Raw genomic sequence first — 23,948 nt, 5'->3', positions numbered from 1 at the left:
TCCGCTGAATGCGGCGAGGGGCAGCCGTTCGGCTGCCCCTCGCTGTGCGTCGTGCGCGGCGTCGTCAGGACACGGCGGCCATCGCTGCCGCGACGGTGCCCACGTTGGCGGGGTTGAGCGCGGCGACGCAGATGCGGCCGCGGTCGGTCCCGTACACGCCGAACTCCGAGCGCAGCCGGATCATCTGCTCGGCGCTCAGACCGGTGTAGCTGAACATGCCGGTCTGGGCCGTGGCAAAGCTCACGTCGCCGCGGAACCCGGCTGCGACGAGCGCATCGGCGAGGGCTCGGCGCATCTGCCGGATCCGGTCGCGCATGCCGGTCAGCTCGGCGTCCCACATGGCGCGCAGGCTCGGGTCGGTGAGGATGCGTGCGGCCACCGCCGCGCCATGGGTGGGCGGGCTGGAGTAGTTGGTGCGGATCGCGATCTTCACCTGGGAGGCGACGCGCGCGGCCTCGTCGGGCGAGGCGGTCACGATGGACAGCGCTCCGACGCGCTCGCCGTACAGTCCCATCGACTTCGAGAAGGACGTGGCCGCGAGGAAGGGACGTCCCGACGCGGCGAAGCGTGCGATCGCGGCGGCGTCCGGGACGAGTCCGGCGGCGAACCCCTGGTAGGCCATGTCGACGAAGGGCACGAGGTCGCGCTCTGCGGTGAGGGCGACGACCTGGTCCCACTGGGCGGGCGTGAGGTCGAAGCCGGTCGGGTTGTGACAGCAGGCGTGCAGCACCACGACGGTGCCGGGGGCCGCGGCGCGCAGGTCGGCCAGCAGGCGGTCGAACGCGACTCCCTGCGGGGTGTAGTAGGCGTAGGTGCCCACCTGGAAGCCGGCACGGGTGAACAGGGCCCGGTGGTTCTCCCAGCTCGGATCGGAGATGAGGACGCGCTCGGCCGCGGTGACGGCGCGCAGCAGATCCGCCCCGACCTTGAGCGCTCCCGTCCCGCTCAGGGTCTGCACCGTCGTGACCCGCCCCTCGGCCACGGCCGGCGAGTCGGCGCCGAAGACGAGCTCGCGGACAGCACCGGTGTACGCGGGCAGCCCGACGATCGGCAGGTACGGACGGGGCGCCGGGGTGATCTCCGTCTCCGCCCGCCGCACGCATTCCAGCAGCGGAACCCTGCCCGTCTCGTCCTGGTACACGCCGACGCCCAGATTCACCTTCTGGGTCGAGGCGTCGGCCAGGAACTGCTCGGTCAGTCCGAGGATCGGGTCGGCGGGTGCGAGCTCGACGGAGGAGAAGATCGACATCGGTGATCCTTTCTAGGCCTTCCGACTGTATCGCCTGTCGCGTTCGGCGCACCGCGCGGTTCAAGCCTCCCAGCGCCCGCGTGTCGTACGGCCACCGGCCTCGACAGGCTCAACCACCGGGCTTGAGCCAACCCCGGGGTCCTTGAGCCCAACTCCCGGCCCTTGAACCTGTCGAAACGACATCGTCGCCACGGTGGTTTCAACAAGCTCAGCCACCGGTCCTTGAGCTTGTCGAAAGGGCCCGCGCCACTCGGGTCCTTGGACTCACCCCCGGGGCCTTGAACTCACACGCAGGGGTCCTTGAGCTTGTTGAAAGGACTTCCAGCCGTCGGGGTTCCGGATGAAGAGGGGCGTGCGGAGCGACGTCGTTGTTATCGGTGGTGTTTCAGGAGGTGCAAGGTGGGGTCCGGAGCGAAGTGGTTGCTGTGGGCCCGTGTGGGGCTCGGAACAACCAGTTTGCTCCGCGAACCGGTCGAGGCACCCGGCAACCGGCGCGACAATGAACGGATCGCTCCGTGAACATCCGGGCTCGTGCTGGCCAGGGGAACACCATGAACGCAGCCAGCAAGAAGGGTGTGACGTACCAGAGCCTCGGCGACGGTACGTACCGGGTTGTGGGCGCCATGCGGCGCAGCGCAGTCAGCGGCCGCTTCGTCGCAAAGGCCGACCTCCACCGAGGTTCGAAGGCCCCCACCCGGCGTACGACGTAGACAGATCGTCTGCCGCTCGCGCCGGGACCACGTCAGAACACCCACCGTTCATCCGCCTCACAGCTTGGTGATCGCCCAGGCGTCGCCGTCCGGTGCCAGCCGGAAGCTCCCTGTGGGGAGGTGGACAGCGAATCCATCCCCTGTTCGGACGACATTGGTGAACGGCGTGTAATACGCGGACAGGCAGGCTCTGTCGCAGTTCGAAAGCACCGTCCAGCCCTCGCGGTCGAGTTCGGTGACCATCCGTGACGGGAAGGGTATCTGGTAGCCGGCGTCGTCGCGGGTGACGGTGATGTACTCGGCTTCCAAGGTGAACACGCCGGGCCGGTCGGGGTCGGCGTAGAGCACGTAGCCGCGGTTGTCCTCGATGACGTGGGCGACTCCGCCGTCCACGGTTGTGCCGGGGTGCTGTCGGCGCATCGCGTCGTACAGGTCGCTCTCGCTCACCTGTGGCTTGAACGTGTTCGTGGCTCCGGTCATGAGGAGTCGGGTGTTGGGCACCTGGATGGCGAACTCCCCTCCGTCCGGCGCGTTGGCGCCGTACACCCACACTGCGGCCAGCACGTCGGCACGGATGAAGACCCACCAGACGCCGAAGGCGACCACGAGCACCGGCATGGCCGCGATCATCCCAACCCGGGACGGGCGGTTTCGTGCCCGGAGGGCCGCCACGGCCAGTGCGACAAGGACGGCTCCGGCGCCGACGGCTATCGCGGTATCCATGATGAACTCACTTCTTGGGGCGAACGCAGGTGAAGAATCCGAATCCGGAACTGACGAGATCGTAGGCGAAAGCCCGGTCGTCGTTGTACTGCTGCCCGGAGACCCATCCGCCATAGATTGCGACCAGGCGCACGCTTGACGCGAGCTGTGGGGCGGGGCGCCGCCGCGCAGCCGCGACCCTCTATCGTGGAGGGGACCGTGGAGGTGGACATGGGTGAACCGCTCACCGGGCTGGAGGCCGCACTCTGGGCGCGGGGGACGACGTGGCAGGTGGTGACCGTCTGCACCCTCCGGGGCGCGATCACGCAGGACGACGTCGTCGCGCAGTTCGGGCAGCGGATCGCCTACGCGCCCCGCTGGCGCCGAATCGTCCGCCAGGCGATGCTCGCCGCGAACTGGATCGACGACCCGTCCTTCGATCTCGGACGCCACGTGCGGGAGATCCCTGCGCGTGATCTGTCCGGGCTCAGCGGCATCGTGTCCGGACTGCTCGAATCCCCATTGCCCGAGGCCGGCTCCCCCTGGGAGGCCGTTCTCGTGTCCGCGGGGTCGCGCCGGAGCGCCCTGATCGTCCGGGCCGCACCCGCCCTCGTCGACGGGTACGACCACATCCACCTGCTGCAGGAGTCGCTGGACGAGGTCTCCACCCCGGTCGACCGCGACGTTCCCGAGTGGGTGCCGCAGCCGGAGCCCGCCAGCGATCTCGCCGCCGACGCGATGACGACGCTCCTGCGCGGCATCCGTGATCCTCGCAGGCTGCTGTCGCGCGCACAGGCAGGGGTCGAACTCGTGGCCGACGGGATCGCGCACACCGTCGCGCCGCACAGCCCCGGACGTCAGCTCATCGGCTCGCTCGACGTCCCTCTCGACCTGCTGCGCCAGATCCGCAAACGCAACCGGACCACGACGCACGACGTCCTCCTCGCGCTGGTCGCGGGTGGCTACGCCGCCTGGCTGACCGCGACGGGACAGCCGCTCGCCGACAAGATCGCACAGATCCCGCTCGCGACCCGCGAGGCCGACGTCCTCGGAAGCGCCATCGGCTCACGCATCGCGCCGCAGTGGATGGCTCTTCCGCTGACGCTCACCGACCCGGTCGATCGGCTCCAGCTCATCGCCAGCCTCACCCGCGCCCGGATCGACTCGCGGCGGCTCGTGTCCGCGCGCGATCTGTCGTCCCTGGCCGGCTTCGCCGCCCCGACGATCGCGGCCGTCGCGGCAGGGACGGTCGCGGCCGGTCGTCCGTGGGACATCCTCGTCGCCAACGTGCCCGGGCCCGAGACGCCGCGGTTCTTCGGCCCGGTTCCCGTCAGCGGGTGCCATCAGCTCATCGGTGCCCCTGCCCCCGGCGCCGTGACGGCCACGATCACGAGCCACGAGCGGACCGCCGGGCTCGACGTCGTCGTCCCGAGCCTGCCCGATGCGTTCGTCGCAGGCGCCGCCGAGACCCTGACCGCCCTTTCTGCGATCTGAGAGGAACCAAACGTGACGTTGAGCTTCGTGCCCACGACCCTCGCCGAGGCCCGCGACTGGAGCCGGGAGGGGCGAGTCGGACCGGTGCCGGCCCATCGGGTCTCGCCGGGCTACCTGGACGCCTTCGGCATCGATGCGTCCTCGGCCGACGACCTCGAGACCGCGGAGTTCGGCGCCCTCTACCTGGCATCGGTGTCCTGCCTGCTGCGCGGGCCCGAACGGGTCGTCCTCGTCGTGGACACGCCGGCGTCGTGGACCGCGGCGGAGGGCACCGACGCCGAGTTCGGGCTCGGGACGCTGACCGGGTTCGAGTGGGGCGACGTGACGGCGTTCTACCTCGACGAGGACGCTGCGCGCGGCGCGGTGACGGCCGCGGCGACGGCGGTGGCCGGACGCGGCCTCGCCGACGCGTGGGAGGATCCGGCCGTCGTGTCGCTGCTCGCGGCCCACACGCTGCTCTGGCATGGCGTGGCCGAGTTGGGCCGGGCTGCGTCACACTAGGCGCATGCCACGTTCGATCTGGAAGGGCGCGATCGCCTTCGGGCTGATCTCGATCCCGGTCAAGCTGTACAGCGCGACCGAGCAGAAAGACCTCAGCTTCCGGCAGATCCACGCCGCCGACGGCGGACGCATCCGGTACAAGCGGGTGTGCGAGGTGTGCGGCGAGGAGATTCCGTTCGCTGAGATCGCCAAGGGGTACGAGACGCCCGACGGTCGCATGGCGATCCTTGAGAAATCCGACTTCGAGTCGCTGCCGCTGGCGACCGCCAAGGCGGTCGAGGTCGTCCAGTTCGTGGCCGAGGCCGAGATCGAGCCGGCCTACTTCGACAAGTCGTACTATCTGGAGGCCGACGGTCCCGGCGCGAAGCCCTATGTGCTGCTGCGCGACGCTCTCGTCGACGCGGGACAGGTGGCCGTCGTGAAGGTGGCGCTGCGCTCCCGCGAATCCCTGGGGCTGGTGCGTGTGAAGGGCGGCCTCCTCATGCTGCACACCATGCTGTGGCCCGACGAACTGCGCGACGGTTCGTTCGCCGAGCCGCCCGCCGACGTGACGGCCTCCGAGGCCGAGATCTCGATGGCGAAGATGTTCATCGACCAGCTCACGGGCACGTTCGACCCGGGCGCGTTCACCGACGGCTACCGCGAGGCGCTGGAGAAGGTGGTGGACGCGAAGCTCGCGGGCGCCCCTGCGCCGGAGCCGACCGAGGCGCCCGGTCAGGCCGAGGTCGTCGACCTCGTGGCGGCGCTTCGGGCGTCCGTCGAGGCGGCGAAGAAGCGCCGAGAGGAGGCCGCACAGGCAGCGGGCTGAGGCTAGTCTCGGAGCATGGACGCCTCGACCCGAATTCCCACGCCTCACAACGAACCGGTGCTCGGCTACGCCCCGGGCTCACCCGAGAGGGCCGAGTTGGAAGGCGCCCTCACGGCGTTGGCGACCGCTGAACCGGCGACGTACACGGCGGCGATCGGAGGGAGGCGACGCCCCGGGAGCGGCGAGACGGTGATCGACGTCACGATGCCGTCGGAGCACGCCCACGTGCTGGGCCGCATCCGGCAGACATCGCAGGCCGACACCACGAGCGCGATCGAGGCCGCCTCGGCCGCCGCCCGCGGGTGGGCGCTCACCCCGTTCGCGGATCGGGCCGCTGTGTTCCTCCGTGCCGCCGACCTCATCGCCGGACCGTATCGGGCGCGTCTCAACGCGGCGACGATGCTCGGGCAGGGCAAGACCGTGCAACAGGCCGAGATCGACTCCGCGTGCGAACTCATCGACTTCCTGCGGTTCAACGCGTCCTTCGCGGCCGATCTCCATGCGATCCAGCCCGAGAGTTCCCCCGGTGTCTGGAACCAGCTCGACTACCGGCCGCTCGACGGGTTCGTCTACGCGATCACCCCGTTCAACTTCACCGCCATCGCCGGGAACCTCCCGACGTCTCCCGCCCTCATGGGCAACACGGTCGTCTGGAAGCCCGCCGTCACGCAGCAGGCCGCCGCGAGCGTGTTCATGGAGGTGCTGGAGGAGTCCGGGCTGCCTGCCGGCGTCATCAACATGCTGCCGGGGCACGGGGCCGAGATCTCCGAGGTGGCGCTGCGACATCCGGCGCTGGCGGGCATCCACTTCACCGGCTCGACGCGAGTGTTCCAGGGTCTGTGGGCCGAAGTGGGCGGCAATATCACCCGCTACCGCAGCTATCCGCGGATCGTGGGGGAGACGGGCGGGAAGGACTTCGTCGTCGCCCATGCGAGCGCCGACCCCGAGAGCACCATCACCGCACTGCTGCGGGGCGCGTTCGAGTATTCCGGGCAGAAGTGCTCCGCGGCCTCCCGGGCGTACCTGCCACGCAGCCTGTGGGAGAAGATCCGCGTCGAGCTGGTGGACCGGACCGAGGCGATCGCCGTGGGCGACGTGCGCGACTTCGCCAACTTCACGTCGGCGGTCATCGACGACCGGGCGTTCGCCAAGCTCTCCGCCGCGATCGCCGCCGCCGAGGCCGCGCCCGGCACGCAGGTCATCGCGGGCGGGCGGTGCGACGACTCCGTCGGCTGGTACGTCCGGCCCACACTCGTCCTGTCGGATGATCCCGGCAACGACGTGTTCCGCACCGAGTACTTCGGCCCGCTGCTGGGGATCTTCGTCTACCCCGACGACGACTACGAGGCGATCCTCGCCCACATCGACGAGACATCGCGGTACGCGCTCACGGGGTCGATCATGGCCACGGACCGGGAGGCGATCGCCACGGCGGCGCGCGCACTGCGTCAGGCCGCGGGCAACTTCTACGTCAACGACAAGCCGACGGGCGCTGTCGTCGGTCAGCAGCCGTTCGGTGGCGGCCGCGCGTCGGGCACCAACGACAAGGCCGGCTCGGTGTGGAACCTCATCCGCTGGGCGAGCCCCCGCGCGATCAAGGAGACGTTCGTGCCGCCGCGGTCGATCGGCTACCCGCACATGGGCTGAACCACCCGCGGGTCTCCCCGGCGGTGCTCAGCCCGCCCGCAGGGCCAGCGTTCGGCTGTAGCCGGTGTCGAGGTCGGCGATGGTCGCGTGCACGATGCCGTGGGGGTCGATCGAGTACGTCTCCTGCACGAGCGGGCCGCCATCGGTGCGAACGACGGGGACATCGGCGAGGTCCTTGTCCGCCTGGAGTGCGGCGTCGAACGGGAAGAGCAGTTCCCCGAACGGAGCCAGGTCGCCGACAGGCTGGCCGCGGTCGTCCACGCGTGTGTACTCGACGAACCGGAACCAGCCGACGTTGTGGGCGGCGCGGTACGTCCGGGTGAGGCCGCCGGAGCGTCCCTGCGGCGATACGCGCTCGTCGGCGCTCAGGATCGGGTCGAAGCTCACCTCGTGGCCGGAGTCACGCTCGCGGAAGACGCCGAAGCCGCGGGACAGACGGTCGGTCAGGGAGTACCCGGCCGTCTCGTCGCCGGCGATCGCGAGACCGATCGCGGTGGACGCCGCCGGGTGCGGCGAGCGGTGCACCCGGCGCCCGAACCGCGTGCGCAGGACGCGGGGCACCAGGGGCAGACCGCTCGCCCCGCCGACGAGGTAGATGCCGGCGACGTCGGCCGCGCCGTCCTCGTCGCTGAGACCGCCGACGAGGGGTGCCATCGCATCCACGGTCTGCAGCACGAGACCGGTGGCCGCATCGTTGAAATCCTCCACCTGGACGTCGGCGGCGGCTCCGTCGATGTCGATCGCGATGCGCCGCGTCTGCGGGGACAGTCCTTCCTTGGCGTCGCGGCACTGGTCGAGGAGAGCGGTCCACTGGGCCGCCGTCAGGCCGGTCCGCGCCATCCCTGCGCTCGCCAGCGCGCATTCGGCGAGCACCTCGTCGAAGTCGTCCCCGCCGAGGCGGTTGACCCCGAGGCTGCCGAGGACGTCGTGATCGGTGCCGTCCACGCGCACGAGCGAGGCGTCGAAGGTTCCGCCGCCGAGGTCGTAGACGAGGACGCGGGTCCGTTTCGAGTTCAGGGTTCGGCCCTGTCGCTGGGTGTACTCGAAGCCCGCCGCCGAGGGCTCGTTGACCATCGAGACCACGGCGAAGCCGGCGCGCCGGAAGGCCTCGAGGGTGAGGAAACGCTGGGCTCCGTGGGCATGTGCGGGGACCGCGACGACGGCCTCGATCGGGTCGGATGCGGTGAGTCCGTCGCGGATGTTGGATGTCGTGCGCAGCGCGTCGCGCAGGTAGGACGCGTACCCGGTGACGAGGTCCAGCAGTCCGTACGGCCGGCCGTCGATCTCGACGGTGTCGTGGGGGGTGACCGACGGGCTGGCGAGAAGCCGCTTGAACGAGCGGACGAGCGGGGTGCCGGTGGTGGCTGCCAGGTGCATCGCCGGGTACCCGTACACCAGGTCTGCGCCGCGCCAGGCGGCGACCGAGGGCAGATGGTCGCGGGAGTCGCCGTCGTGGTCGGTGAACGTGACCACCGGGTAGTTGCCTCGATCCGCCCAGGCCACAATGGTGCGCGTCGTGCCGAAGTCGATGCCCAGTCGCATGTGTTCAGCCTAATCGCGGACGATCGCTGCCCGGGCCGTGCCCGAAGGACAGGCCGCGTACGGGCCTGGACCGCTCCGTCCCCCGCCGAGCGCTCCGGAACTGCCGGAATTCGGCTCGTTTTCGGGGGTTTGGGAGCGTTCGGCGTGTGCGGGGAGGCGGCCTCAGCGGGTGGCCGAGAACGACCGGCTACTGCGCGCCGGCGAGATAGGTCACGGCGACGTCCCGCTGCACCTCCACCATCGCCTCGAGGGCCTCGGCGGCCTGCTTCTCCAGCGCCTTGCCCAGGAAGGGGATGGCGACGGTCAGCTCGCCCGCATAGGTGAGGACGCTGCCGTCGCCCTGCGGCGCGAGCGTGGTGGCACCCCGCCACGTGACCGGCTTGCCGTCGACGGAGACCGTGAAGGTGCCCTCGCGAGACCCGTCGGCGGCCGGGTCGCCCCATTCGACCAGTTCCACGATCGTGAGGGTCGGGCCGACGAGCTTCGCGATCGAGGACGGAGCCTCCAGGACGCGCACCACGCGCGAGAGCCCGTCGGCGAGGGTGAACTCGTGGTGGCGGGCGTGCGTGCGCTCGGCGACCTGGTCGTGGAAGACCGGGTCGGTGATCATCGCGAACGCGCGGGCGGGCTGGGCTGGGAAATCCACGTTGGAGACGACGTCCATGTCGGCCATCATGCCGTAGGCCGGGCGGGGTCCCGCACCGGAGGCACGCGCGTGGGCGCGCGCCGGGCAACCGCACAGCCCGGCGGGCGAGACGCCGGGGGACCGTACCGCGGGACGGCGAGGCGGGCACGGGTGGGGGAGCCGCGATTGGGTACAGTGCGAAGCGATTGCGAGGTGGTGTGGTGACTGCCGTTCCCGATCCCGGCCGCGAAGGACTGATCGTCTCGGTCCTCGAACGTGTCGAGGCGGACTTCGCCGGCACGCTTCCCGCCGGCCGGTTGCGCCGGCTGGTCGAGTCCTACGTCCGTCACGTCGGTGCGGACGCCTTGTACGAGGTCGGTGCGGATGCTCTCGTCGCGATGATCGGCGACCACCTCAGACTGGGCGCGCGCCGGAGCGCGGGCGAGACGCGGCTGGCGATCACGACCCCGACGGAGACCGCAGCGGGCTGGTCGCTGCGCGGATCGACCCTGGTGCAGGCCGTGCTGGGCGACCGTCCCTTCCTGGTCGACACCTTCATCATGGCCGCGACCGGCCTCGGGTGGACCATCCGTGAGGTCTTTCACCCCCAGTGCCTGGTGTTACGGGACGGCTCGGGACGGCTGACGGGATTCGCCGGGGGCCCGGGCGGGGGCGCGATCGCCGAGGCGTGGATCTGCCTGGAGATCTTTCCCGCCGCCGGGAGCGCCGCCGGTGACGTCACGCCGGCGCTGCACGCCACGCTGCGGCAGAACCTGGAGAAGGGAGCGGCCGCCGTCGCCGACTTCTCCGCGATGGTCGGCCGGCTGCGCGCCGAGATCGCCATGCTGCGGGAGGACGCGGCGGACTCCGACGACGTCTCGGCCGCCGACCTGTTGGCGTGGCTCGCCGACGGGAACTTCGTGTTCCTGGGGTTCCGCGAGTACGCGTTCGACGGCGAGTTCCACCCCGTGGACGGGTCAGGACTGGGTATCCGCCGCGCGCCGGACGAGCCGGGCACGTTCCACGCGTACCCCGGTTCCCGTCCGCCCCGTGTCGTCATCACCAAGGACCCTCACTTCTCACCGGTGCATCGGCGCGCCTACCTGGAGTACATCGGTGTGCGCCGCTTCGATGCGGCCGGCCGCATGGTCGGCGAGGCTCGCTTCATCGGGCTGTTCGCCGCACCGGCCTACATAGAGTCGGTCTTCCGCGTGCCGGGACTGCGCACGAAGGCCGAGCGGTTGTTGAGCATGGGGCAGTACGGCCCCGATTCGCACGGCCGGGCACGGTTGCAGCGGGCGATCGCGACCTACCCGCGCGACGAACTGTTCCAGGCCGGCGCCGATGAGCTGTTCCCGATCCTCGACCAGGTCGCCGCGATGCTGGAGAAGCGGCTGGTGCGCGTGTTCGTGCGCCCGTCGATCTACGGGCAGTTCGTGTCGGTCACGGTGTACCTGCCGCGGGACCGCTACGTCACCCGGGTGCGCCAGGCGATCCAGCAGATCCTGCTGGACGCGCTCGGCGGGGTCTCGCTCGATCACCAGGCGCAACTGTCCGAGTCGGTGATCGCCCGGCTGTTCTTCGTCGTGCGCATCGCCGACTCCGGGAAGGTCGCCGCGATGGACGTCGCCACCCTCGAACGGCGGATCGCGGCGGCCTGCCGCAACTGGGACGACGATTTCCTGACCGCGGCGGCAGACCTCCCCAGCGAGGAACGCGGCGTCGAGTTCTCGGAGGGATACCAGGCCGCCCACGACGCCGAGCAGGCCGTCGCGGACCTGTGCCGGCTGAACGCCTTGTCGTCGTCGACGGCGATGGGGTTCGCCGTCGTCCCGTCCGAGGACGTCGGGGACATCCGGTTCAAGGTGTTCACCGGCACGTCGATGTCCCTGGCGGCCGCGATGCCTCATCTCACGAATCTGGGGGCCGCCGTCGTCGACGAACGACCCTACGACGTCCTGCTGCGCGGAGAGCCGTACAAGATCTACGACTTCGGGCTCGACCTGTCCGTCGTGAGGAATCCTGCGGCCGCATGGTCCGAGGCCGACCGGACGCGGTTCACCACGGCGTTCGAGGCGAGCTACCGGGGCGAGACGGACTCCGACGCGCTCAGCCGCCTCGTGGTCACGGCCGGGCTCACCTGGCGCCAGGTGTCGTGGCTGCGTGCCCTGTCGCGCTATCTGCAGCAGGCCGGGGTGCCTTTCTCGCAGCCGTACATCGCCTCGGCGCTCACGTCCCACACGGATCTGGCCGCGCTTCTGGTCGAGTGGTTCGAGACCCGCTTCGATCCCGACCGCGGGCTTGCGACGGCCGACCGGGCCGTCGCCGCCGAGCGGATCCGCGAGCGGTTCCTGACGGGGCTGGAGGATGTCGCGAGTCTCGACCACGATCGCATCCTGCGGCGCTGCGCCGAGGTGCTCGCGGCCGTCGTGCGGACCAACGCCTACCAGCCCGACGCCGAGGCGCTGGCGCTCAAGCTGCGCCCGCGCGAGATCTCCTTCCTGCCCGAGCCGCGACCGCTGTACGAGATCTTCGTGCATTCGCCCCGCGTGACCGGCACCCATCTGCGATTCGGCCCGGTCGCCCGCGGAGGCCTGCGCTGGTCCGATCGCGTCGAGGATTTCCGGACCGAGGTGCTGGGCCTGGTGAAGGCGCAGGCGGTGAAGAACACCGTGATCGTCCCGGACGGGGCCAAGGGCGGGTTCGTGCCGCTCCGCCTGCCGTCGGCGAGCGCCGGCCGGGCGGCCGTCCTGGCCGAGGGCGTGGCGGCCTACCGGGTGTTCATCTCCAGCCTCCTGTCGGTGACCGACAACACGGTCGGCGGGCGGATCGAGCCGCCCTCGCGATGCATCCGGTACGACGAGGACGACCCCTACCTCGTGGTCGCCGCCGACAAGGGCACGGCGACGTTCTCCGACATCGCCAACGAGATCTCGACCTCGCGCGGGTTCTGGCTCGGCGATGCGTTCGCCTCCGGAGGGTCCGCCGGGTATGACCACAAGGCGATGGGCATCACCGCCCGTGGCGCGTGGGAGTCGGCCGTGCAGCACTTCGCGGGCCTGGGGATCGACGAGCGCACGACCGATTTCACGGTGGTCGGCGTCGGTGACATGTCCGGGGACGTCTTCGGCAACGGGATGCTGCGCAGCCGGCACATCCGGCTCGTCGCCGCCTTCAACCATCTGCATGTCTTCATCGATCCCGATCCCGACCCCGACACGTCGTTCGCCGAGCGGCAGCGATTGTTCGACCTGCCGCGTTCCACGTGGGCGGACTACGACCCGGCCGTCCTGTCTCCCGGCGGCGGTGTCTACCCGCGCTCGGCGAAGGCGATCACGCTGTCGCCGCGCGCCAAGGCGGTCCTGGGCGTCGCACCCGACGTCGGGACGATGACACCGGCCGAGGTGGTCTCGGCCATCCTGCGGGCGCCCGTGGACCTGCTGTTCAACGGCGGCATCGGCACCTACGTCCGGGGCTCGGACGAGTCGAGCGCGGACGTGGGCGACCGGGCGAACGACATGGTCCGGGTGACGGGGAAGGAGGTGCGCGCACGGAGCGCCGTGGAGGGCGGAAACCTCGGCTGGACACAACGCGGCAGGGTCGAGTACGCCCTGCGGGGCGGGCGCATCAACACCGACTTCATCGACAACTCCGCCGGCGTCGACACGTCCGACCACGAGGTCAACATCAAGATCCTGCTGGCGGGCCCGGTCGAACGGGGGGTGCTCACACAGGCCGGACGCAACGAGCTCCTGGCAGCGATGACCGAGGATGTCGCCGCGCACGCCCTGCACCACAACGAGGCGCAGAACCTCATCCTGACCGACGCCGAGCACCGCGGCACCGAGTTGGCCGCCGCTCACGAGACCCTGATGGCCGACCTGGAACGACGCGGGTTCATGGACCGGGAACGGGAGTCCCTGCCGTCCACGACCGAGTTCGCCGCGCGGGTCGAGGGCGGGCGCGGCCTCACGCGGCCCGAACTGGCGGTGCTCCTCGCCCACGCGAAGCTCATGCTCAAGGCCGAGATCCTCGCCAGTGACCTTCCGGCCGACCCGTTCCTGCGCGAACGGCTCCACACCTACTTCCCGCCGCCGTTGCGCGAACGGTTCCACGCCGAGATGGAGAGACACCCGCTGGGCCGGGAGATCATCGCGATGGTGACGGTGAACCGATTCGTCGACTCCCAGGGGATCACCGCCTTCCACCGCCTGCAGGCCGAGACGGGAGCGGAGGTCGGCGACATCGTCCGTGCCCAGTTGGCCGCCCGATCGCTCGTCGACGCCGCCGTCGTGGAACGCGAGATCGGATCCTGCGGTGTGGACTACGCGGCCCGGACCCGGGGCCGCGTGCTGTACCGGCGGGCCGTGGAGCGCACGGCCCGCGTCCTGCTGCACACGCGACGCCTGCCGCTGGACGTCACGACCACCGTGACCGACCTGCACGACGACGTCGTGGCCGTCCGTCGAGCGCTGCGTACGCTGCTCCCGGCCCGCTTCGCCGCGGAGGCGGAGCGTGTCGAGGCGGAGTTCCAGGAGGCCGGCTACCCCGCGCACCTGGCCACGGCGATGGGCACCGCCGAGTTCTCGCAGTTCGCGACGGCCGTCGCGCAGATCCCGCGCGAAGACGTGCCCGTCGAGGTGGTCGCCGGCGTCTACTTCGGCACGATGGAGCGGCTGTCGCTGGACGTGCTGTACCAGGCGGTGGACGCGCTGCCGCGCACGGGCCGCTGGGACACGATGGCCCGTGCCGCCCAGCGCGACGATCTGCTCGGGCTGTTGGACCGCCTGACCGCGGCCGTGCTGGAGGGCGCCGACGGCGGGTCCGCCACCGAGCGGATCGACCGGTGGGCGACGCTGACGCCCCAGGCCGCGGCGAAGGCGCGGTTCGTGGCCGAGGTGTCCGCGGGGAACACGTCGCTCGCGCAGGTAGCGGTCGGGTTGCGTCAGGCACGCACCCTCGTGCAGGGTGGGCGACCATGAGAGCCGATCTGCACACCCACTCCAGCCTGTCCGACGGGACCGATACGCCTGCCGAGCTCGTGACGAAGGCCGCCGCCGCGGGCCTCGACGTCGTCGCGCTGACCGACCACGACACGTACGCGGGTCTCGCGGAGGCCGAGCGGTCGGCGGCCGCGGTGGGTCTCGGGTTCGTTCCCGGCATCGAGATCTCCTGCCGCTACGAGGGCGTGAGCGTCCACCTGCTGGGCTACGGCGCGCGGCCGCATCCGGTCCTGGACGGCGAGCTGGCGCGTGCCCGCGCCTCTCGGGGGGACCGATTACCCGCGATGCTCGACAGGCTCGCCGCGCTGGATATGCCGCTGACGGAGGCCGAGGTGCGCAGGTGGGTGGGAGACAGCCCCTCGCCGGGGCGCCCGCACATCGCCGACGCCATGGTCGCACGAGGCTACGTCGGCACGCGCGACGAGGCCTTCCGGGACTGGCTGGGCGAAGGACGGCCGGCGTACGTCGACCGGTACGCGATCGATCTGCCCGCGGCCGTGGGGATGGTGCTCGCCGCCGGGGGAGCGCCGGTTCTCGCGCACCCCTGGGCGCGGCAGAGCCGTCTCGTCCTGTCGGCAGCGGTGCTCACCGACCTCGCGGCCCAGGGGCTGGTCGGCATCGAGGTCGACCACCCCGACCACGACGCGGCCACCCGCGCCGAACTGCGGCGGCTGGCCGACGCTCTTGGCCTTCTGCCGACCGGGTCCAGCGACTACCACGGGCTCGGCAAGACCAACAACGACCTCGGGTGCGAGACGACCGCGCCCGAGGTGCTCGCCGCCCTGCGGGCGCGGATCGGCCAGGAGGGTCCGTGCTAGGGTGACGTGCATGGCAGCGAGCTGGTGGTGGCAACACTGACGGCAGTGACCTGTCCGGCCGTCCCCCGTGTGCGGACGGCCTTTTTCATGCCCGGACCCAGACCATCAGGGAGTCGAAGATGAGCACACCGGCAGCCGAGGAGGCCGACGCCGGCAATGATCTCGAGACGTCGCTGAGCAGCGCCTCGCTGCGCCGCAGCGAGGAGCGCAGCGCCGAGATCGAGGCACAGATCGCGCGTGATCCATCCGGCTTCCGGGTGCTGTCGGGCGATCGCCCCACGGGGAACCTGCACATCGGCCATTACTTCGGTTCGCTGGAGAACCGGGTGCGGCTGCAGGACGCCGGCGTCGAGACGCTGATCCTCATCGCCGACTACCAGGTCATCACCGACCGTGACGGGACGGGACCGATTCGCGAGCGGGCACTGTCCCTGGTGGCCGACTACCTGTCGATCGGGCTCGATCCGGGCAAGACGATCATCTTCGCGCACTCGGCGGTCCCCGCGCTCAACCAGTTGATGCTCCCGTTCCTGTCGCTGGTGACGGAGTCGGAACTGCGGCGCAACCCGACGGTGAAGAGCGAGCTGGCGGCGAGCGGCGATCGGCCGATGTCGGGACTGCTCCTCACCTACCCTGTGCACCAGGCCGCCGACATCCTGTTCTGCAAGGCCAATCTGGTGCCGGTCGGCAAGGACCAGCTCCCGCACCTCGAACAGACCCGGGTGATCGCGCGGCGGTTCGATGAGCGCTACGGACGCGCCGAGCCGGGCCGGCCCGTGTTCCCCGAGGCCGAGGCGCTGCTGTCGAGCGGAGCCCACATCCTCGGCATGGACGGGGAGAAGATGAGCAAGTCCCGGGGCAACACGATCGAGATCGGCATGGACGCCACGACGACCGCGAAGCTCATCAAGAAGGCGGTCACCGACTCCGACCGGCACATCACGTACGACCCGGTGAACCGGCCCGAGGTGTCGAACCTCATCACACTCGCCGCGCTGTGCACCGGGCGGGATCCGTACGAGATCGCTGCCGGGATCGGCGATGGTGGCGGTGGGGGACTGAAGAAGCTGGTGACCGAGGCGGTCAACGAGCGGTTCGCGCCGATCCGCGCCCGCAGGGCCGACCTCACCGCCGACCCCGGGTACCTCGTGGGCGTGCTCCGTGACGGCATCCGCCGCGCGAACGAGATCGCCGAGGCGACCCTGTCCGACGTCCGCACCGCGATGGGGATGGTCTACTGACGCCCGCGTCCCACAGACGCTGAACCGCGCCCCGGGCGGATGTCCCGGTGGCGCGGTCTGTTCGTGCGCGGTCGCGATGATGCGGCCGGCGACGGCCCTCGGATCAGGCCGACTCGGAGGTCGGCGCGGGGGCCTGCTCGGCGGGCCGAGCACCGCCGCGGGTCCGGCGGCGATTGCGCGGACGCCGGGTCCGGGGCTTCTCGCTGCGTTCGGACGCCGGTGCGGCCTCTGCCTCGGCCGAGGCCTGGCGGGGCAGCCGGCCACGCGTGCCCTGCGGGATCTGCAGATCGGCGAACAGATGCGGCGACGTCGAGTACGTCTCGGGGAGCTCCTCGAACGGCAGGCTGAGCGCCTTGTTGATCAGCTTCCAGCGCGTCACGTCCTGCCAGTCGACGAGTGTGACAGCCACTCCCTTGGCCCCGGCGCGCCCCGTTCGCCCGATGCGGTGGATGTAGGTCTTCTCGTCGTCGGGGCATTCGTAGTTGACGACGTGCGTGACGTCGGCGACGTCGATACCGCGTGCGGCGACGTCGGTGGCGACGAGAACCTGGACGGTGCCGTTTCGCAGCTTCTTCAGCGCCCGCTCGCGGGCGACCTGATTGAGGTCGCCATGGATCGCTGCCGCCTTGAACCCGCGGTCGGCGAGGTCGTCGGCGATGCGCTGGGCGGCCCGCTTCGTCCGCGTGAACACCATGGTCCGGCCGATGTCGGCGCTCTGCAGGAGCTTGCTCACGATCTCGGGCTTGTCCAGATCGTGCGCCTGGTACACGAACTGGGTCGTGTCGGGGACGGTGGCCTGCGCGTCGTGGGTCTCTGCCCGGACGTTGATGGCGTTGTTCAGGTTGGCGCGCGCGAGCGCGATGATGGCCGCGGGCATGGTCGCGGAGAACAGCATCGTCTGCCGCGACTTCGGCGTGCGGGCGATGAGCTTCTCCACGTCGGGCAGGAAGCCGAGATCCAGCATCTCGTCGGCCTCGTCGAGGACGAGGGCGCGCACGTGCGAGAGATCGAGCGCCTTGCGCTGGGCCAGGTCGAGCAGCCGGCCGGGAGTTCCGACCACCACGTCGACCCCGGAGGCGAGGGTGTCGAGCTGAACGTCGTAGCCGACGCCGCCGTAGACGGTGAGGACACGGGCCTCGCGGACGGTGGCCGCCGTGGCGATGTCCTTCGCCACCTGCAGCGCGAGCTCGCGCGTCGGGCACATGACCAGTGCCTGGGGTTTACCGGGGTGGCGGAGCTCGGAATAGCCGGGATCGCTGGGGACGACGACCCGCTCCAGGAGAGTGATGCCGAAGGCCAGGGTCTTGCCGGTTCCGGTCCGGGCCTGTCCGATGAGATCGGTGCCGTTGATCGCGATCGGGATCGCGAGGGACTGGATCGGGAACGGATGGGTGATGCCGACTGCTGAGAGCGATTCGACGATCTCGTCGCGGACACCCAGATCCGCGAACGTCTGCTGCTCTGTCTCATGCGTTGTGTCGGAAGTGGTCAGGATGTTGCCTTACGTCGGAACAGCTATGGCCGTTGCGCGGGGTCGGGGATGCCGCGTGACACCCCGCGAGCGCGCATTCGTACGCGCTCACAGAGCCCGAGTCTACTCGGTAGACGCGTGGCAGCCGAAACCGACCCCCCGCGGCGGGAACGACGGGAGGGCCGGCGGGTCAGACGGCGCCGAAGCCGACCGGTCGGACGTGCTCGGAGCCGAGGTCGAGATACGCGATCCCGGCGATGGGGATGAGTACCTTGCGCCCCTTCGTGTCGAGCAGAGCCAGCAGGCCGTCACCGGTGAACGCCTCGCGGACGAGGGACTCGATCTGCTCTGCCGTCTCGTCGGTCTCGATGCTCACCTCGCGCGGAGCGTGCTTGATGCCGATCTTGATCTCCATGGGTGTCCTTCCCGGTAGTGCTCCAAACCTGCCATGCGGGGTGCCCGAACCGGACAGGTGTTCGCCACCGGCACAATCGATGTGGCGCGCGGCTCAGCCGGCCGCCGATTCCTCGCCGGCGGTGGCGGGGCGAACCACGATGCGCGTCCAGGCGCCGACGTAGATCCTGCTGTCGGGGGTGAGCTCGACCCGGCCGGACGGCATGGGCGACGTCGGCAGCGGGTCGCCGGTGAGCCCGACGAAGGTGCCGTTGGCGCTGTCCAGATCCTCGACCCACCACCGTCGGCCGTCGCCGATCAGCAGTGCCTGCCGGCGGCTGCATCCCGTGTCGGTGCCGCAGTCGACCTCGGGGACGAGGTGCTGACTCCGCGATGCCCGGCCGATGAGCCCGCCTCCGGCGGGGAGCGGGAAGACCTCCGGCCGGCCCGGCGACGGCAGTGGATCGGGGCTCGACTGCAGCCGGTACCAATCGGGGTCGACCCACACCTCGGCCACCCAGGACGGCCCGGGGCGTGCGAGGGGGCTGCCGGCCGTGGGGATCTCGGCCTCCTCGGGCTCCGGCGGCCTCGGCGCCGCAGACGATGGTGCGGCCACGGGACGGGACTGGACGGGGGTTGCGGCGTCCGGTGCCGCCGTCGGAGCGGGGGCCGGCACCGGCTCCGACCCTCCCGTCGGGGTGTCGGGTGTCGTGGCGGCCGGGGTGTCCGGGGTCGGCGGCGTCGGCCGGTCGGCGGACGGCCGGGTCAGCCCGAGCAGCTCCGAAGCCGTGCCGCGCGGCATCGTGCCCGTTGTGAAGTCATATCCGCACGCCTCGCAGAACAGGGCATCGGCCGGGCCGAACGTCCCGCACGACGGGCAGCGCTGGCCATTCGCGGGAGCGGTCGCCGCCGGCCGGACCGGTGCGACGGGCGGGGCGGGTGGGATCGGCAGTCCGCACTCGTCGCAGTAGTCGGTGGACCGGGACGGATGCCCGGCCGGGCAGGTGACCACGTCAGTCACGCACCCGCGTGGTCTTGGTGGACGCCGTGTCGAGCGCCATCTCATCGGCCTTGTCGACCGAGCGGCGCAGCCGGACCGTGCCGGTCACGGCGTCGGTGATGTCGACGACCTTGCTCAGCCGCGACGTCGCCTCGGCGTCGCCCGTCTCGGCGGCGAGCTGAACCGCCCGTCCCAGCCGTGTCGTCGCCGTGGCGGTGTCACCGGCGGCCTTGGCGGCCAGGCCGTCCTGGATGGCGGCCGCCAGCTCGGTCTGGCCGGTGTAGTGGGCGACCTCGGGGCTGATCCGGGCGATGAGCGAGTCGTCGGCACTCCACTTGGCCTTGACCAGGCCCTGGGTCTGGACGTCCTCGCTGATCGCGAGCTGGACGCGGGCGGCGAGTTGCTCCTGTCCGAGGGCCTTCGCCGGCAGCCGGACCGCGACGTGGTACTCCCTGGTCTCGTCGCCCCAGGCACCCGTCGGGTACGCCTGCGTCAGGGCGTTGACCGGGGCGCCGCGATGGGTGAGGTCGGTGACACTCGGGGAGACCTGCCGCACGAACAGGATCTGCGCCCCGCGCGGCACCCACACGCGCAACTGGGCGTCGGCGACGCCGCGTCCCATCGAGGTGCGCATGATGTCGGCGAACACGGGCTGCAGCATGGCGGCGTCAGGGATGATGTCGACCGTGCCGAGAAGCGCCTGCGCGACCTTGCGGATCTCCGACACCTTCCAGTCGACGCCGACGCCGCGGGCGTCCACCTGGAAAGCCCCGATGCACCCGCGGATCGCGACGTCGAGCTGCTGAGGCGTCTCGTTGTGGTTCTCGCCGTCGGTGAGCAGGATGGCGTGCTTCTGCTGCAACGCGCCGACGGAGTCGAACAGCGCCTTGGCGAGAGTGAGCCAGCTCCCGATGGCCGTGCCGCCGTCGGCGCGGAACAAGGAGATGGCCCGTTTCGCCTCGGCGCGCGTGCGGTCGTCCATCTGCACCATGCCGGTGCCGGACTGTACGAGCGGGTAGGCGAGGTACGCGCGGTGGTTGCCCGCGACGACGGCGAACCAGGTGCCGTCGAGAATGACGTCCAGCGCCGACATCGCCGCGCGCTTCGCGGCCTCCATGTTGACGTCGCCCATCGACCCGGACGTGTCGACGATGATGATCTCACCGGCGGCGCCACGACCGGTGCGGCCGGCCGACCCGGCACCGCTGCAGGAGATGGTGACGATCGCGTTGACGTCGGTCCCGCCGTCGGGCAGGTACTCGTTCTGGTAGACCGTCGACGTGAACTGCGCCACTGTCACTCCTCGCTGGGGTCCGATTCCGCCTGGGTGGCGAGGCGGGCGAGAGCCACGGTGATGTTGTCGCGACCCCCCTGCTGATGAGCCCAGGCTACCAAGGACCGCGCCGCCGCCAGCGGGTCGGCGGTCTGCCCCTCCGATCCCAGCGCGGCGACGAGCTGCGCCCACAGGGCGGCCGGATCGGAGGCGTAGTTCCACAGTCCGTCCGAGCACACGAGCGCCCAGCCGGGCCCGTCGGCGGCATACGAGCCGGTGTGCGGAATGATGTCCTCGGAGTCGCGGCCCAGCCATCGGGTGATGGCGTGCGCCTGGAAGCCCGTCTCGGCCTCCTCTCGCGGCACACCCATGGCGATCCGCGCCTGTGCGACCGAATCGTCGGCGGTGAGCAGCGCCATCGTGCCGTCGTCCCCGAACCAGTACAACCGCGAGTCCCCGAGATGGGCGAAGTGCAGTTCCCCGGGCGCGGCGACGACAGTGACGATCGTGCAGGACGCCGCGTTGTCGGATTCGGGCGGCGTGGCGGCGACCACCGCCGCATTGGCGGCGATGGTGGCGTCGATCAGGCCGGCGGCGAGGGCCTTCTCCCGGGACTCCGCGGTTCCCTGCCCGTCGGTGGGCTCGGCGACGAGAAGGTCACGGGCGGCCCTGGCGCCGGCGAGAGAGGCCACGTCGCTGTCCGCTGACGTCGAGACGCCGTCGCAGACGACGATGACGCCGCGGCCGAGCGGATCCACCGCCAGCGCGAGCGCGTCCTCGTTCCGTTCGTGGCGCAGCCCCCTGTCGCACACCCCGGCGAGCCACGAGGCGACGGCCTCCTCGAAATGACTGCGAGGCGAGCGCGCCTTCGTCCCGCACGTCTCGCAGTACCCGTCGGCCCCGACCGTCCCGCCGCACTCCTCGCAGGGTCGCGCGGCCGAGCCGGTCCCGGGGGCGGCGAGCGGACGCGTCGCCGCGGTCGCCGCCTCGCCGGAGACGATGCGGGGGGCGTCCTCCACCGGCACCAGAGGAAGCCCGCAGGCCTCGCAGAACTGCTCGTGACCTGCGACCTGTGCGCCGCACCCCGGGCAGAATCGCGGGACGTCGATCACCGGCGGCGTGGCGTCGGCCTCCTCCGCGTCGGGCTCGTCGACGCCCGGAACGGACGAGATCATCGGCTCGGGGGGCGCTCCTTCCGCCTCGCCGGCGGGGTCGGCCTGGAACTCGTGAGGGACCTCGGTGACGAGGTCCTGGTCGTCGGCCGGCGGCTGGGGCAGTCCGGGTTCGGTCACAGGAGGCTCCACTTCCGCGTCTGATTGGCCAGATCGACCAGGAGCGTACTCTGCGCGGGGTCGGACGTGAACTGAGCAAGGTGCCGATACGCCTGCTCGAGTTCGCGACGCAACAGCTCGGGCGTGGCCGGGATGTCCCCCAGACTCGTGCCCGGTCTCACGCCTGCCGCCAGCACCTCCGCGAGCGCCCGCTCCAGGATGCGCACCTCGAACTCGGCGGCCGACGGCGGGTCGAGCCGGCTCGTCTGCACCAGGCGCCGGGCGCTCGACAGGTCGGCCAGGCCCGACCCCAGCTCCAGCAGATGCTGTGCCTTCAGCCGTCGGGACTCGCCGTAGCCGCGGCTGGTGGGCTGCACGAGGTCGAGGGCCGCCAGAACGCCGGGCAGGTCGCGCCGTCCGGCGCGGATGCGGGCGAGACCGAACGCCGCCGCGGTGACGTAGTTGGCGTCGGTGCTGGCGCACGTCTCGTACAGGGCCTCCGCCAGCGCCACCTCGCCGCCCTTCTCGCAGGCGACGGCGAGGGCCAGCTTGGGTGCGAGCTCCCCCGGAAGCTGCCCGTAGACCGCATTGAAGGAGCTCTGCGCGCTCTGCAGGTCCCCGGTGACGACGGCGTCCAGCCCGGCGAGCCAGATCGCTCGCCACTCCCAGGGATCGGCCGTGAGCAGCGCATTGACCCCGTCGCGGACGATGTCGTGCCGGCCGAGCCGCAGCGCCGCGTCACCGCGCAGCAGCAGGACCTCCGCCGACATGGTGGGCGGGCGTTCGAGCGTCGACAGGACGTCGATCGGGTCGGCGTCGGGACCGAAGGAGGACAGCCACGCGTAGTTCGGATCGGTCGTGTCCCTGCGCAGCCGCGGCAACTGGCGCCAGTCGACGCTGTCGCCGAACACCAGCGGCGGCTCGAACAGCAGCGACGAGCCCGAACTCGTCGCGACGCCGGGACGTTCGGCGCCGACGACCTCGCGCAGGACCCCGAGCACCTGCACCTGGAGCTCGTCGGCCGACGTGAAGCGGTCGGCGGCCGCCGGTGCGCAGCACTTCTGGGCGAGCCGGAACAAGGAGTCGTAGCGCTGGAACGCGGGGACGTCCTCGAGCGGGGGAAGACGATCGGCGTAGGCCCCCTGGTACTCCTTGACCTCGGCGACCAGAACGAGCAGGGTGCGCCCGATCGTGTAGATGTCGGACGCGACCGACGGGCCGACGGTCGCGACCTCGGGTGCCTGGTAGCCCACCGTCCCGAAGATCGGCGAGTGGTCGTCGTCGATGCGGCGGACACCGCCGAGGTCGATGAGCTTCAGCGAGTCGCCGACCTGGATCACGTTCTCGGGCTTCAGGTCGCAGTACAGCAGGCCCGACTCGTGCAGGTAGCTGAATGCGGGAAGAAGCTCGAGGACGAACGCCAGCGCCTGGTCGACCGGCAGGGGGTCGTAGACCCCGCCGTTCGCCTCGCGGCGTTCGGCGAGGAACTGTTTCAGCGATCGGCCGCCGACGTACTCCATGACGATGTAGCCGGCACCCTCGTGTTCGACGAAGTTGTAGATCTCCACCAGCAGCGGGTTGTCGACCTGGGCGAGGAAGCGCTGCTCGGCGATGGCCGCGGCCAGCGCATCCGCGTCGCCGGCGTTGAGGATTCCCTTCAGCACTACCCTGCGGTCGGACACATTCCGGTCGAACCCGAGATAGACCCAGCCCATCCCGCCATGGGCGAGCGGGCCGATGATCTCGTACTGGTTGGCGATCAGGTCGCCGGGGGCGAGCTTGGGCGTGAACGAGTACGGCTTGCGGCAGTTGGGGCAGAACCCCTCCAGGCGTCCCGGCTGATCTCCGATCGACCGGCCCACCGGCTGACCGCAGTGAGGACAGTTGCGCCGATTCTCCGGGATCGCCGGGTCGGTCATGACAGACGCACTGGGTTCGACCGGTGGCGCGGGAGGCACGGTGGTGAGCCCCGCGCCGAGCCGCTGCGATCGGATTCTGCTCGACGTCGTGCGCCGGGTCACGGGGGCCGTGCCCGCCACGCGCTGCGATCCGATGAGGGCCGAGCTGAGCCTGACGGATGCCCGGGTGACGCTGGTGCCGCCCGCCGGCGCGGGCGGTGCGACGGCCGGCGAACCGCACACGTCGCAGTAGCCGTCGACGATGCGTCCGGCACATCCCGGCTGCTGGCACCGGCCGGCGG

At 70.9% G+C, this 23,948-nt stretch carries 17 protein-coding genes and 1 pseudogene; 7 read left to right on the top strand and 11 right to left on the bottom strand.

The window, feature by feature from the left end; genetic code table 11:
* Positions 1 to 64 precede the first annotated feature (64 nt).
* The 3 genes from G555_RS0109335 to G555_RS23210 form a co-directional block, all read right to left on the bottom strand.
* Positions 65 to 1,249 (bottom strand): amino acid aminotransferase, encoded by a 1,185-nt coding sequence (locus G555_RS0109335; RefSeq protein ID WP_028708676.1) that lies wholly within the window; start codon positions 1,247 to 1,249, stop codon positions 65 to 67.
* Between the two features lie 767 nt (positions 1,250 to 2,016).
* Positions 2,017 to 2,682 carry a hypothetical protein gene (locus G555_RS0109325; protein ID WP_156887488.1) on the bottom strand — a complete coding sequence of 222 codons (666 nt, stop codon included), beginning with the start codon at positions 2,680 to 2,682 and terminating at the stop codon, positions 2,017 to 2,019.
* A gap of 7 nt (positions 2,683 to 2,689) precedes the next feature.
* Positions 2,690 to 2,815, bottom strand: a complete 126-nt coding sequence (locus tag G555_RS23210) for a hypothetical protein (protein WP_281168182.1) — start codon at positions 2,813 to 2,815, stop codon at positions 2,690 to 2,692.
* Positions 2,816 to 2,892: 77 nt separating this feature from the next.
* Between G555_RS23210 and G555_RS0109320 the strand changes: the two genes are divergently transcribed.
* Genes G555_RS0109320 through pruA form a run of 4 tightly spaced genes read left to right on the top strand, consistent with a single transcriptional unit; the run spans position 2,893 to position 7,111 of the window.
* On the top strand, positions 2,893 to 4,155 hold the full coding sequence (locus G555_RS0109320) for a wax ester/triacylglycerol synthase domain-containing protein (RefSeq protein ID WP_156887487.1): 1,263 nt from the start codon (positions 2,893 to 2,895) through the stop codon (positions 4,153 to 4,155).
* A gap of 12 nt (positions 4,156 to 4,167) precedes the next feature.
* A complete protein-coding gene (locus tag G555_RS0109315) occupies positions 4,168 to 4,656 on the top strand; it encodes a DUF6912 family protein (RefSeq protein ID WP_028708673.1) in 489 nt (162 codons plus the stop codon).
* Between the two features lie 4 nt (positions 4,657 to 4,660).
* Positions 4,661 to 5,464: a non-homologous end joining protein Ku gene (ku, locus tag G555_RS18990; protein WP_036921721.1), complete on the top strand. Its 804-nt coding sequence runs from the start codon at positions 4,661 to 4,663 to the stop codon at positions 5,462 to 5,464.
* A gap of 15 nt (positions 5,465 to 5,479) precedes the next feature.
* On the top strand, positions 5,480 to 7,111 hold the full coding sequence (gene pruA / locus G555_RS0109305; protein ID WP_028708672.1) for an L-glutamate gamma-semialdehyde dehydrogenase: 1,632 nt from the start codon (positions 5,480 to 5,482) through the stop codon (positions 7,109 to 7,111).
* Positions 7,112 to 7,138: 27 nt separating this feature from the next.
* Here pruA and G555_RS0109300 read toward each other — a convergent pair whose 3' ends face one another.
* Positions 7,139 to 8,653 carry an Hsp70 family protein gene (locus G555_RS0109300; protein WP_028708671.1) on the bottom strand — a complete coding sequence of 505 codons (1,515 nt, stop codon included), beginning with the start codon at positions 8,651 to 8,653 and terminating at the stop codon, positions 7,139 to 7,141.
* 187 nt (positions 8,654 to 8,840) lie between these two features.
* A complete protein-coding gene (locus G555_RS18985; RefSeq protein WP_169337888.1) occupies positions 8,841 to 9,317 on the bottom strand; it encodes a DUF2505 domain-containing protein in 477 nt (158 codons plus the stop codon).
* A 182-nt stretch (positions 9,318 to 9,499) separates the two neighbouring features.
* Between G555_RS18985 and G555_RS0109290 the strand changes: the two genes are divergently transcribed.
* The 3 genes from G555_RS0109290 to trpS all read left to right on the top strand — a co-directional run bounded on the left by G555_RS0109290 (position 9,500) and on the right by trpS (position 16,340).
* A complete protein-coding gene (locus tag G555_RS0109290) occupies positions 9,500 to 14,260 on the top strand; it encodes an NAD-glutamate dehydrogenase (protein ID WP_051208624.1) in 4,761 nt (1,586 codons plus the stop codon).
* On the top strand, positions 14,257 to 15,099 hold the full coding sequence (locus G555_RS0109285) for a PHP domain-containing protein (protein ID WP_028708669.1): 843 nt from the start codon (positions 14,257 to 14,259) through the stop codon (positions 15,097 to 15,099). Before G555_RS0109290 ends, G555_RS0109285 begins: the two co-directional genes overlap by 4 nt.
* 119 nt (positions 15,100 to 15,218) lie before the next feature.
* The gene (gene trpS / locus G555_RS0109280; protein WP_028708668.1) at positions 15,219 to 16,340 is read left to right on the top strand and encodes a tryptophan--tRNA ligase; all 1,122 of its coding nucleotides are present in this window, start codon (positions 15,219 to 15,221) and stop codon (positions 16,338 to 16,340) included.
* 47 nt (positions 16,341 to 16,387) lie between these two features.
* Here the strand turns inward: trpS and G555_RS18980 are convergent.
* The 6 genes and pseudogenes from G555_RS18980 to G555_RS0109250 form a co-directional block, all read right to left on the bottom strand.
* A pseudogene (locus tag G555_RS18980) lies at positions 16,388 to 17,835 on the bottom strand (DEAD/DEAH box helicase); the annotation flags it as partial.
* 166 nt (positions 17,836 to 18,001) lie between these two features.
* The gene (locus G555_RS0109270) at positions 18,002 to 18,226 is read right to left on the bottom strand and encodes a DUF3107 domain-containing protein (RefSeq protein ID WP_028708667.1); all 225 of its coding nucleotides are present in this window, start codon (positions 18,224 to 18,226) and stop codon (positions 18,002 to 18,004) included.
* A gap of 93 nt (positions 18,227 to 18,319) precedes the next feature.
* The gene (locus G555_RS21810) at positions 18,320 to 19,225 is read right to left on the bottom strand and encodes a double zinc ribbon and FHA domain-containing protein (protein WP_245581233.1); all 906 of its coding nucleotides are present in this window, start codon (positions 19,223 to 19,225) and stop codon (positions 18,320 to 18,322) included.
* Positions 19,218 to 20,498 (bottom strand): vWA domain-containing protein, encoded by a 1,281-nt coding sequence (locus G555_RS0109260; RefSeq protein ID WP_028708665.1) that lies wholly within the window; start codon positions 20,496 to 20,498, stop codon positions 19,218 to 19,220. The genes G555_RS21810 and G555_RS0109260 overlap by 8 nt, the downstream gene beginning before the upstream one ends.
* 2 nt (positions 20,499 to 20,500) lie before the next feature.
* Positions 20,501 to 21,769 (bottom strand): PP2C family protein-serine/threonine phosphatase, encoded by a 1,269-nt coding sequence (locus G555_RS0109255; RefSeq protein WP_245581232.1) that lies wholly within the window; start codon positions 21,767 to 21,769, stop codon positions 20,501 to 20,503.
* Complete coding sequence (locus G555_RS0109250) at positions 21,766 to 23,910, bottom strand: serine/threonine-protein kinase (RefSeq protein ID WP_425413843.1); 2,145 nt, start codon at positions 23,908 to 23,910, stop codon at positions 21,766 to 21,768. Before G555_RS0109250 ends, G555_RS0109255 begins: the two co-directional genes overlap by 4 nt.
* Between the last annotated feature and the right edge of the window lie 38 nt (positions 23,911 to 23,948).

It is taken from the genome of Propionicicella superfundia DSM 22317 (assembly GCF_000423465.1).
Taxonomy (GTDB): Bacteria; Actinomycetota; Actinomycetes; order Propionibacteriales; family Propionibacteriaceae; genus Propionicicella; species Propionicicella superfundia.
This window is presented reverse-complemented; position numbering and strand designations above follow the sequence as displayed.